Below are 11991 nucleotides of genomic sequence, written 5' to 3'. Positions count from 1 at the left end.
ATTAATGGTTTTCTTTGTTTCTCCAACACTATGAACTTGTTGGTCTGTTCCAGCAGCTAATTCTTGAATGGTCCTTGCAATATGCTCTGTTGCTTTGTTAGTCATTTCTGTACTTGCTGTCAGTTCTTCAGCAGAAGCTGCAACATGTTCAGATGTTTGGGAAACTTGAGTAATCAGTCCTTGAATTCCATTTATCATGCTGTTAAATGATTGGGTTAATCGTCCAATTTCATCCTTAGAATCGACTTTGCCCTGAATAGTAAAATCACCTTTCTCCGCCTTAGACATAAGATTCTGAATTTCCTTCACAGGGTTCGTTATAAGATTAATAATAACCCATCCTATACATGTAAAGAGAATTGCCGCAAGCAAAGAAACAAACAGCATAATCATCGTTGCCTGGTTCTTCATTTCTACATTGACCTGGTTTAGATGTTCAGAAGCTTTAATATTGCTGTCGCTAATTACATCTGAATATCCGCTTACAGAGACTCTAACACTATTAAGCTGTGTAGAATACGCCGTATATGCCTGTTCACGCTCACCAGCCAAGGCCAAAGCAACTATTTCATTAAGCTCCCTTTCATAAGCTTTCAGGTGCTCTTGCAGGTGAGTGAAGTTTTGCTTCTCATCCCCATACAAACCAGTCGATTCATACTCCTCCATAAGCTGATTATTTTGCTGGAATCTCTCATTAATTTTTGTTTCTAAATCAACCTGCTTGGCTCTATCTTCCGTAATGATTAATTCAAGAACAAATGAATCAAGCGCACGATTGTTATTCCGTATAAGATTAATATTTTTAATTGGGATTAACCGTTCCGTATACATTTCCTTCGTATTATTAGACATTTGGCTCATGTAAACATAACCAACGGCGCTAATCGTAATAAGAAAAATGATGGAAGTCATAACTAAAATAAATAGCTTGTTTTTTATTTTAAAGTTTTTAATAAACTTCATTACTCTCCCCCTCCCTAAAGGTCACCAAATAAACATAATAAATCTAATTATACGAATAATTCGACAAAAAAGGGGGATTTTCCTTCAATTTCTCTTTTTTTTATAGGGCAAATGGCAGTAAGTATCCGTAATTCTGTATCTAACGGCTTATTAAGGACAAATAATATCCTTTTAAATAGCAAAAAAGATTGAGAGTCGCAAGGTCCCTTGCATTCTCTCAATCTTTAAGATTACCTAATAAGAAACATACTTAAGTGGATTTACTGCGTTCGTCCTGCTTCCGTTCCATGGACCATGATGGATTTCGAAATGAAGGTGTGGTCCAGTTGAATGTCCCGTACTGCCCATATAGCCTAGCATTTGGCCTTTTTCAACCCGAGCTCCGTTTGAAACGCTAAGACTCTCCAAGTGTCCATATACAGTCGTCATTACTTGTCCATCAATAACATGTGTAATCATCACGACATTTCCGTAGCTTCGATCATAATTCGCACGAATAACTGAGCCAGCTGCTGCTGCAACAATCGGTATTGATCCCGAACGCCCACCTTTTCCTATATCAATCCCTGAATGGAACGCTCCCCAGCGTTGGCCGAAGTGGGATGTGAGTCTGCCTGTTGTTGGGTTCATGAAAGCTCCATTTGAAATAGTTGGCATTGGCCCAACAGAAGAACCGTTTGCCGCTGCCTTTTTACGCTGTTCTTCAAGCTCACGCTGTCTCTTATTCCAAGCTTCTATTTCTCGTTTTATTGCCTTTTCTTGTGCAGCAAGAAGTCCTGCTTGATCTTCAAGCTCATGAAGCTCCTCGTGCATTTTTTCTTCCTGTTCATTTAAATGAGCAAGTAACTTATTCTTCTCAGCCACTTGACCTTCAAGCTTTTTCTTCATTTCTTCCAGCTGTACTTTCTTCTGGCTTAATTCCTCAAGCTGTCTTTGCACTTCAGCTTCTTTGTTATCAAGGGCAGCTTTATCCTCCTGATGAGCTTTAAGCAGGTCCCTATCTGCCTGCATGAAAGTTGTTACAGCACTTACACGATTAATAAAATCGCCAAAGCTTTGTGCACCAAGCAAAACATCCACATAGTTGATGACCCCGCCATTTTCCTGAATAGAGCGTACACGTTCCTTAAGAAGCTCGTCCCGTTTCTGAATCTGCTCCTTTAGGATGGCTATTTCCTCCCGAAGCCTCTTAATTTCTTGTTGAGCCTCTTCAATTTGGACTTCTTTTTCTCGAATTTGATTATTGGTATCCGCAACTGCAAAATCTAATCTTTTAATTTCGGCTGTAGTAGCTGCCTGTTCAGCATTGATTTCATCTACTTTATCTTTAGTTTGATTAATTTCCGATTGAATAGTTGATCGTTTGTTTTGGATATCCTTCTTTTTTTCTTCCAGCTGCTTATTCGCTTGAACTGCGTGTGCTGTATTAGAAACCGGAGGAAATAAGCTGCCAAGCCCAACGATGATTCCAATTCCTAGAATGAGAAATTTCCTTTTCAATTTGTCCGTTTCTCCCTTCTATGTTTTTTACTTGCGTGGCCTGTATGTATATTTATGTAAATCTTTTTATCTTCCAATCTGTATTAATACTAAGTCTGTAAGGAAAATAAATATGTTGAAAATAGGAACAGTTTGTAGAATTCCAAAAAAGAATGGTGGAAGAATTTAGCAATATTGGTCATTTTTTGTCCTATAATCGTACATTTTATATTATAACATTGTCTAATCAAAAGTTAATCCCGAAAATTATTACAAATATATTTCAAGAGAATGGTATCTTTTATGAAAAAATATTCAACCAACAAACAAAAAAAACGCCAAACAAAATTTGGCGGTGGCATCTATTATTTAATAATGTCAAAAAAGTTTTCATACCTTACATCGTTATTCAGCACGGCCTTTCTCTCTTTTTAACCTTTCAAGTTCTTGCTTTAGCTGTAAATTTTCTTGTTGAATGGCTGACAGATGATCTTTTACTTGTAATTCTTTGTCATTCTTAGGAGGCCGAAGGGATACTTTATACCATCTCTTTCCGTCAGGAGCTTCAGTTGGGATACTTTTATTTAAACTAGCCCTTGGATAAATTCTTTTAATGTATTCTGTTTCCTCATCAGATAACCGCAATTCTCTAATTTTGACTCCAGCACCAAAAGATTCTTTCAAAAACTCTCTAAACTTCTCCGCTTCATTCACTTTCAAGATTGATCCCTCCCTTTAAAGATTGACCGAATTCAAATACGCAAATAGATTAAGGCTTGCCCCACTCTATTGGATTCTTGACAATGCCACCGGAATATTCAATCGACTTTTCAACTAGAACATCCATAGCATCGATGCAATATTTCATGACGTCATCACTTAAATGCATACATGATAACTCGGTACAAGCGAGAATAACACAGCAGCAATTTTCTTTATAAACAAGATCCATAATGATTTGTTCAATTGCCGCAGCATCTACCTTCAAATCACTTTTTATATTATATATTGTATTCATCACTTGCTCTTGAGAGACCTCATCAGGGATATGTAATTCCATCTTATAGTTTTTACATCCCTGTCTATAAATCCCGCTGCTCACTGTTCCGTTTGTAGCTAATATCGCAACCTTGCTATGATCTCCATGTTTTCTATGAATTTCTTTACAAGTCTCATCTACCATATTAATAATCTTTATATTGGTCATTTCCTGCATTTGATTATAGAAAAAATGGGATGTGTTACATGGTATAGCGATGTGGTCAACGCCTGCAGCTTCAAGAAGCTTCATATCTTTTGCGACTGCGTTTAAAAATAACTCTTCTTTATTTTCTAAAATCACACTCGTGCGATCAGGTAAGGAAGCATGGTTTAGAATAACCATATTAATGTGTTCCTGATCTGAATTCGCCACTGTATTTTCAATAACCTTCTCAAAAAAAACAGATGTGGCCATTGGCCCCATCCCGCCAATAACGCCTAAGCTTTTCTTTTGCATGTCTCATCCTTCTTAATTTATTGACATTTTTCTATATATTATCAAAAAGATGAAAGCAAAAGAAATATCCCATTGCCTAAATGGAATTTCTTTTGCTCTCACTGTTTAGTTTTCACTTTTGACTACTACAGCCATGGCATGACTGCCAAGCTCCTGGTAGCTTTTAAAAAATGCGTTTATATCATACGTCATTTGTCCGACTAATGGATTCATAACATGTACTTTCTTTTCATCATAGCCATTTAATACGACAGCATGTAAATTAGTTGGAGCAGTAAATTTCTCCCCTGTATCATGAAAATACCAAGAATAATTTAATTTCGGCTTCCCTAGATCTAAAGTTACCCAAACTAATACTGGAATTCCTTTATTAAGCTGTTTAATTATGTCCTCTTTCTTGCTTCCGCTTAAATCAAGGGTCTGAATTTCTTCACCCACAACCTTAGTATACTTCTCCGCCGCTGTAATAATTGGAGGTGCATAGCTGAAAAAGCCGCCAGTCTCGCTTCTAGGGTTTCCGGCATACGCCTTATAAGGATTGGCTCCGTATCGGCGATTTTTCTTCGTGGAAAATGACTGTTTTGGCAAATACTGATCTGCCATCTCCGTTTTTGAAACCTCATAACCAAACGTATTCAGAATAGCCGTTAAAGAAGTAATTTCACAGCCATGCGGGAGTTCAGGTAATTGTTTAACTGTTTGTACAGGGATAAAAACCTCTGTTATTTTCATCTGGCCTTCTTTTGTCCAGTCATACCTTTTTACATAAGTCGGAACATTGATTTTTGTAATGGCCTCAATGCCTGTAAAGTCTATTTCCGAATTAGCACTGCTGTTTACCTTTGATTCGCTATTTACCGTGTTTATTGTCAAATAAACGACAAATACAAGGACTATAAAAATAGTGCTGACTACTATTTTCCTCACTCATATTCATCCCCTATAGTTACTGTCCAGCTTCATCTTCAAGCCCCGATGTACAGGACGTACTAGTGTCGGCATTGCGACAGGACAATGAAGGCTTCGGCAGCGACACATCTCACGACCAAAAGTGAAGCTTTTGGGAGGACATCGCGTTTTTGCCGACCTCGGGGTCATAAATGAAACCTCCTGGAAAGGTACAGTACCCCCTTCCAGGAAGCTCTTCTTATGCTTGCCGCTCCTGGCTAGTCGCTTCCGCTTTTCAATCTCACATTTCTTTAAAGAACTTCTTATACCAAACAAGGAACACATAAACTGTCCAAATGTAGCGGGCATAGTTATGTTTCTTTGAATAATGCTCTTCCAAATATCTCAATAGCTCATCAGTGTTGAAGAACTCTTTCGCCATATCTGATTGGAACATTTCCTTAACGATCTGGTAATACTTCTCTTCTTGCAGCCAAAAACGGATCGGTACAGGGAACCCAACCTTTGGACGATTTGCCCATTCATCAGGAAGCACTTCACTTGAAGCAGCACGCAATGCATATTTTGTATCTTTGCGATTCACGCGTAATGAGCTAGGCAATTTGGATGCCATTGACATGACTTCTTTATCTAGGAATGGAACCCTTAATTCAATGGAATGAGCCATACTCATTTTATCCGCTTTTAAGAGAATATCTCCAGGAAGCCAAAGCTTTAGGTCAAGATACTGCATTTTGGTTACATCATCTTTCCCTTTTACTTGGTCAAATACTTGTTTTGTAATACTTTGTACAGTGGGACCGTTTTTATACTCATCTTTTAACACTTTGAAAGCATCTTCTTCTTCAAAGACTTTAGCCTGTCCAATAAATTTCTCTTCGATCTTTTGGCCGCCTTTAACTAAGAAGGTGGTCATTTTATTTTGCGGAAGGGCACTGCCTACTTTAGATAGCGCACGTCTGATGATGTATGGGACTTTTTCATATTTTTCTTGTTTAGCTGATTTCTGATACCACACATACCCGCCGAAAATCTCGTCTGCACCTTCACCGGACAAAACGACAGTTACATGTTCCCTAGCTAATTTAGATAAAAAGTATAGTGGAACAGATGAAAGGTTCGACTGCGGTTCATCCATATGATATTGAATGGTCGGCAAGGTCTCAAAGCATTCATCAGCATTCATTAGCTTACGGTAGTTTTCAATATCGAGTTTGTCTGATAGTTCTTTAGACAAATTCGTTTCGTTAAAGATTCCTTCATAATCCTTAAATCCAATTGAGAAGGTTTTATTAGGCTTCAGTAAAGCCGTAATATAGCTGGAATCAATTCCGCCTGAAAGGAAGGATCCAACCTTTACATCACTGATTTTGTGATAATCGACTGATTCTCTCATCGTGTTATTTATTTGTTCAATATAATAATCTAAACTATTCTCTTGCTCATCAAAATTTACATTCCAGTACTGCTTAATCTCCATTTTTCCTTGTTTGTAGATCATATAATGACCTGGTTTAAGCTTGTACACACCTTTAAAGAAGGTTTCATCCAGAACTGAATATTGGAAGGTTAAATAAGGCATTAATGCATCCTTATTTAATTCTTTTTTGAAGCTTGAGTTCTTTAAGAATGATTTAATTTCGGAACCAAAGATAAAGGAGTTGTCTGTTGTGTTTTGTGTATAATAAAGAGGTTTAATACCAAAGAAATCACGTGCCAGGAGCATCGTTTCCTTTTTCGTATCCCAAATAGCAAAGGCAAACATTCCTCTTAGCTTCTGCAATAAGTCTACACCATACTCTTCATAACCGTGGATTAATACTTCACTATCTGTATCTGTTTTGAAAATATGGCCTTTTTCTATCAGGTCTTTTTTCAATTCTTGATAGTTATAAATTTCCCCATTAAAAATTAACACACAGCTTTTATCTTCATTAAACATTGGCTGACCGGCTTCTTCAGATAAATCAATAATGCTAAGACGTCTAAAGCCAAAGGCAATATTCTTATCTGTAAAAGATTCTCCGCTGTCAGGTCCTCTATGAATAATGGTATCCATCATGTCATTGATTGTTTGTTTCTTATCTATTTCTGGATTAGCATGAGCAAAACCAACGAAACCGCACATTTTCTATCACCTTTATTTTAGATTGTTAACCTCAAAACGGGGCCCTGGGGCCCCATCCAAGAAATAATTTTACACTATTTCTTACTGACCTGAAACACGCTTGCGAAGAGGCATGAATAATTTTTCTTTTGAAAAATCCTTCTTGATTTTTTCTATTTGATGTAAAGCAATTTCAGCCCCGTGATCCATTCCTTGGCAGCCTGCCAGAAGAATTAAATCTCCTTCTTCTGCTCTTGCCAGTGCCTTTGCGATGGCATCTGGAAGCTCATCACATAGCTGGACTTTTATTTCGGCTTGATCCATTACCATTTCAAACACCTGCTGCTCTTCATCTGTCACCTTATCTTTTGACGTAACATGGGAGATGCTCTTTGTGGCAATCACTTCATTAAAGCCAAGTTTTGGAGCCCAGTTTGCAATCGTCTCTGCGTTTTCTCGATTGACTGTAGGGCCTCTTTCTCCTCTGATGGCATAAACTAAATGGAGCTTCTTATAATCCATAAATTTTAACGTCTCCAGAGTAACGTTGATGTTGCCCGCATTAGCAAAATGATCATCAATAATCTTAAAATCATCTTCAAAAATAAACTCAAAGCGGCGTTCTACTCCGCCAAACGTCTTCAATGTTCTTTGGATGGTTGAAACAGCCACGTTCGACAGAAGTGCTACCGTAATGGCTACCATTGCATTATAGACGGAATGAAGACCAGGAACGGCAAGTTCAATATCAAATTCACCTGGAATATATTCTGTATCATTTACTTTAAATGACTTCATAATTTCTACTGTGAATTTTGCACGACCAGTCGATAAATCTAAATTTTTACAATAAATATGCCCTTCATTGCTCTTCACACCAAATGTGATGACTTGAGCCTTTGTCGCATTGACTAAAGAGGCCGAGTAAGGACAATCCAGATTAAGAACAGCAAAGCTAGTTTCACTGGCATTGCGAATTAAGCTAGATTTTACTTCAAAGTATTTTTCAAATGAACCATGCGAATCAATGTGTTCACGGCTGACATTATTAAGTGTGACAATATCGTAGTCTACTTGTTCAACCCGGTGCATTTCCAAGGCTTGTGATGAAACCTCCATGCTTACATGGGTGACATCACGTTCAGCCATTTCATTTAAATAGTATTGTAAATCTAAAGATTCAGGTGTGGTCAGTTCTGACGGAATCGATGTATCAGCAATTTTAATCGAGACTGTTCCAATCAGCCCTGTTTTGAAGCCTTCATTTTCTAAAATAGCATTTGTCATATAGGAAGTAGTTGTTTTCCCATTTGTAGCAGTGATTCCGATCATATTAAGCTTCTTAGACGGATTGTCATAAAAGTGAGCACCTAATCGAGCTAAGGAAATTCGGCTATCTTCTACAAGATATTGCGGAATAGTAACCTCTTCGTTGAACTCCTCGACAACAGCTGCTACCGCTCCATTTTCTGCTGCTTGTTTCAAATATTTATGCCCGTCCGTTTTATATCCTCGCACACAAACAAAAAGGTGTCCATTCGAAACCTTTTGGGAATGGTAGGAAATTCCGAAAATATTTAAATCCTGATCATTCTTCACATTTTTCACTTCTATTGATTGAAGGAGGTTTTCTAGCTTCATTCGTTTCTACCTCTTTTCTGCGTCCATTTCTCGACTGCTTTGTTTAGGTATTTTCATTATTTTTTCATTAGCTTTCCGGCGATTTTCTTAAAGTAAACGATGCCGGGCTTCGGATCAGACCAATCCCAAATAGCATAAGCCTTTTGCTTCATCAGCGATTTTATCACTTGTCCTTTAGTTAGCTGACCGGTCTTTATATAGCCCTTTATTGCCAATATATCCTCATAGGCATACCAAAATACACGGTGCTTATCCTCTTTTACTGCATAAGGCTCAAGAGGGGACCCCGTTAGCTCACGGTAAGTAATGTAAGGGAAGTTAACCCCTACCTTATAGAGGAGATTGTTTAAATTAGTAATCCGGGCATTGATTTCTATTAAATAAAACTTGCCTGTTTCCGCATCTTTTTTAAATTCAATTTCTGCAAACCCCTTAAATCCAATCGCTTCAAGAAATGGAGCCCCAATATCGTAAAGCTCTGGAACATATTTCTGCTCTGTATACACAGAAGCTCCGAAATTAATTGGATATTGGCGGTGCTTTTGGCATGTCACCCAATGTGTCACTTTTGCATCCTGATCTAAATAAGCATCAAATGTATACATATGATCATCAAAGCCTGGAATAATTCTTTGCACGATAACTTCTAAATTAGCACTCTTTGCTTTTTCGAGAGCAGCTAATAATTCTTCCCGATTAAAAACTTTAAAAAGCTTTCTTCTAAAATGCGCAACAAATGCCGGCGAATCGGTCGGCTTAACGATACACGGATATTTAAGCACCGTTTCCACTTTTTCAATAAAGTTTTCTTCATCTATCCTAACCGTTTCTGGTACAGCCATTCCCTTTTCCACAGCTAAAGCATGCAAAGATTCCTTATTCATTACTTTCGTGTAAAGACCTTTTTCTGTTTGAGGAATAAGATAGTACTCTCTTATCTCATCTAAGTACTCATCAACGATTTCTACATATGAGTCATGACAAGGAATTAGAACTGGCTTTACACTCTGCTTTTTCGCGTATTCAATTAAAAATTGGATAAATCCTTTTGGATCTTTTTTATAATAAGGGGCTATCAGTTTCTCAGAGCAATACTTAGATTCGGCGCCATATCTATCATCCTCGGAATAATCAACGGCAACCGTATGAATGCCATGGACCCCTAAGCAGCGAATTGTACTTAAACCTATATAATAATTACATCCTAAAATAACAGCTTTATTATTCAAACTCTCATCTCCTTGAATACCTTCGTACGATATTCTTCAATATATAGATATTGACATAGAATTAAGTAAACCTGCAAGAGATATTGGATAATTTCGGCCAAATAGCATAGGTAGTTTCTGGCACAAAAAAATGTAAGTGCCATTAGATGAATTATATTAGCTTGTTGAAGGACATTTTAAGCTGGTTTTCCTCTTGAAATGTCCGTCAATACCCGAATAACGGACATTTTGACTCAAGTTTCCTCTTAATTTGTCCGTCATAGCCCCTATGATGGACACTTTACCAGGGATTACCCAATGAAATGTCCATCATAACCCCAGATTTATTCAAAATGAAATAGGCCGCTTCGACTTATTTTCGAAGCGGCCTATTTGCCTATTTGCCAGGGAATCCCCTGACAGTCTTTATTAAATAGTGAAAGTTCTAATCGAGTCCTGAAGCTTTTCTGCCATTTTGGCCAATTCATCTGAGACTGATGCAATCTCTTCCATCGAGGCATTTTGTTCTACCGCGATCGCTGCAATATTTTGTGAATGACTAGCAGATTCCTCAGCAATATTCGTTGTTTCATCTATTTTTAATACCATTGATTCAGCACCTGAGGATATCTCATAGACTGCTTTCGATACCTCATTCATTTGAGAAGATACTTGTTTAATATCTTCAACTATTTTTTGGAAGTATTCACCTGCATGATTAACTAGTTCGATTCCTCCATCTACTGAGGACTTGCCTTCGTTCATCGCTAATACAGATTGATTAATATCTTCTTGAACACCCATAATCAGTTGATTGACAAGCTTTGCTGCTTCCCTTGATTGTTCAGCTAATTTACGAACCTCATCAGCAACTACGGCAAACCCCTTTCCATGTTCGCCCGCTCTTGCCGCTTCAATAGCCGCATTCAATGCAAGTAGGTTTGTCTGCTCGGCAACACTCGTAATCATCGATACTATTTTTCCAATTTCGTTTGATTTTTCTTCTAATGCATTCATTCGATTTGCGGTAGAGTCTGTTTCGCTCTGAATTTGTCTCATTTGATTAATCGTTCTATTAATAATATCATTTCCATTTTCCGCTACAGAAGCAGTTTGCTGTGACATCTCATGAACAACCTCTACATTTTCTGCAATGTGGACAATTTTATTAGAAATGGTTGAAACGACTTGATTCGTTTCCAATGTCTTTTCTTTTTGAGTATCCGAGCCAGTCGCTAATTCCTGGATAGAAACGGCTACCTGCTCAACAGATTGACTCATTTGTTCACTGCTAGCTGATAGTTCTTCCGATGTAGCTGCTACTTGCAAAGACGTATTTGAGACATCCTTGATGATCTCTCTTAAATTGGTCGTCATCTGATTAAAATAGTTTGCTAACTGTCCAATTTCATCTTTATTTTTTATGAATAGCTGATCTGAGCTTAAATCGCCATCTGCTACTTTGGCAATTTGTTCAGTAACTAATTTAATTGGTTTAGAGAGATGCCCTGAAAACCAGATAATCAGAATGCCTCCAATTAAGAGGGAACAACCTAGAACAATTAGGAGCACTGATAACAGCTGGTTTGCTTCACTATTAAAATCCATCAAGTAGGAGCCAGCTACCACTACCCAACCCCAATTAGGATCAATTTCTGTATAACTAATTTTTGGTTCAATGCTTTTTTCATTTCCAGGAACGGCAAAGTCAAAAGTAACGAATCCCCCGCCGCTTTCAGCCTTCTTAATGAGCTCCTGTGTGGAATATGTACCATCTGGCGTCTGAGAATTATAAAGATTTTCCCCTTCCCTCATTGGATGAGCAATGGCTAGTCCTTGTTTATCCAGCACGAAGAAATAGCCGTATTCCCCCATATCCACCTCTGTATCAATGGAGCGCTTACCGTCCTCTTTCATTTCCCCTAGTAATTTAAGCTTTGCTTGTTCCTGGGCTTCCTCAAGAGATAGGCTTCCTTTCTCTACCTCCATATTCAATATATCAATCATTTGAATAGCCATCTCGACATTGTTTTTGAGTCCAGTAGCCCCTAACTCGTCCAAGCTATCTTTTGCAGTAGTATAGCTAACGATCCCAATAATCAATATTGGGAGGGCTAACAATACAGAGGTAATGGCTACGAGCTTAGTTCTAAGATTTAGTTTCATACTTTTTCCCCTCTAATATT

Annotated in this window: 8 protein-coding genes and 1 pseudogene; all 9 read right to left on the bottom strand. The window is 37.9% G+C overall.

The features are described from left to right. Positions 1-192 precede the first annotated feature (192 nt). Positions 193-963, bottom strand: a pseudogene (locus RRV45_RS22045) (MCP four helix bundle domain-containing protein); the annotation flags it as partial. A 234-nt stretch (positions 964-1197) separates the two neighbouring features. Continuing rightward, a complete protein-coding gene (locus RRV45_RS02255; RefSeq protein WP_315667136.1) occupies positions 1198-2463 on the bottom strand; it encodes a murein hydrolase activator EnvC family protein in 1266 nt (421 codons plus the stop codon). 384 nt (positions 2464-2847) lie between these two features. Continuing rightward, positions 2848-3162: a hypothetical protein gene (locus RRV45_RS02250; protein ID WP_315667135.1), complete on the bottom strand. Its 315-nt coding sequence runs from the start codon at positions 3160-3162 to the stop codon at positions 2848-2850. 49 nt (positions 3163-3211) lie between these two features. Then, positions 3212-3940 carry a cysteate racemase gene (locus RRV45_RS02245; protein WP_315667134.1) on the bottom strand — a complete coding sequence of 243 codons (729 nt, stop codon included), beginning with the start codon at positions 3938-3940 and terminating at the stop codon, positions 3212-3214. Positions 3941-4045: 105 nt separating this feature from the next. After that, a complete protein-coding gene (locus RRV45_RS02240) occupies positions 4046-4867 on the bottom strand; it encodes a C39 family peptidase (protein ID WP_315667133.1) in 822 nt (273 codons plus the stop codon). A gap of 262 nt (positions 4868-5129) precedes the next feature. Continuing rightward, complete coding sequence (asnB, locus tag RRV45_RS02235) at positions 5130-6977, bottom strand: asparagine synthase (glutamine-hydrolyzing) (protein ID WP_315667132.1); 1848 nt, start codon at positions 6975-6977, stop codon at positions 5130-5132. Between the two features lie 81 nt (positions 6978-7058). Beyond that, positions 7059-8597, bottom strand: a complete 1539-nt coding sequence (locus tag RRV45_RS02230; protein ID WP_315667131.1) for a Mur ligase family protein — start codon at positions 8595-8597, stop codon at positions 7059-7061. 56 nt (positions 8598-8653) lie between these two features. Then, positions 8654-9826 carry a carboxylate--amine ligase gene (locus RRV45_RS02225; protein WP_315667129.1) on the bottom strand — a complete coding sequence of 391 codons (1173 nt, stop codon included), beginning with the start codon at positions 9824-9826 and terminating at the stop codon, positions 8654-8656. 408 nt (positions 9827-10234) lie between these two features. Next, positions 10235-11971, bottom strand: coding sequence for a methyl-accepting chemotaxis protein (locus RRV45_RS02220; RefSeq protein WP_315667128.1), 1737 nt, complete (start codon positions 11969-11971; stop codon positions 10235-10237). Positions 11972-11991 lie beyond the last annotated feature (20 nt).

This window comes from Bacillus sp. DTU_2020_1000418_1_SI_GHA_SEK_038, assembly GCF_032341175.1.
In the GTDB taxonomy this organism is placed as follows: domain Bacteria; phylum Bacillota; class Bacilli; order Bacillales; family Cytobacillaceae; genus Cytobacillus.
This window is presented reverse-complemented; position numbering and strand designations above follow the sequence as displayed.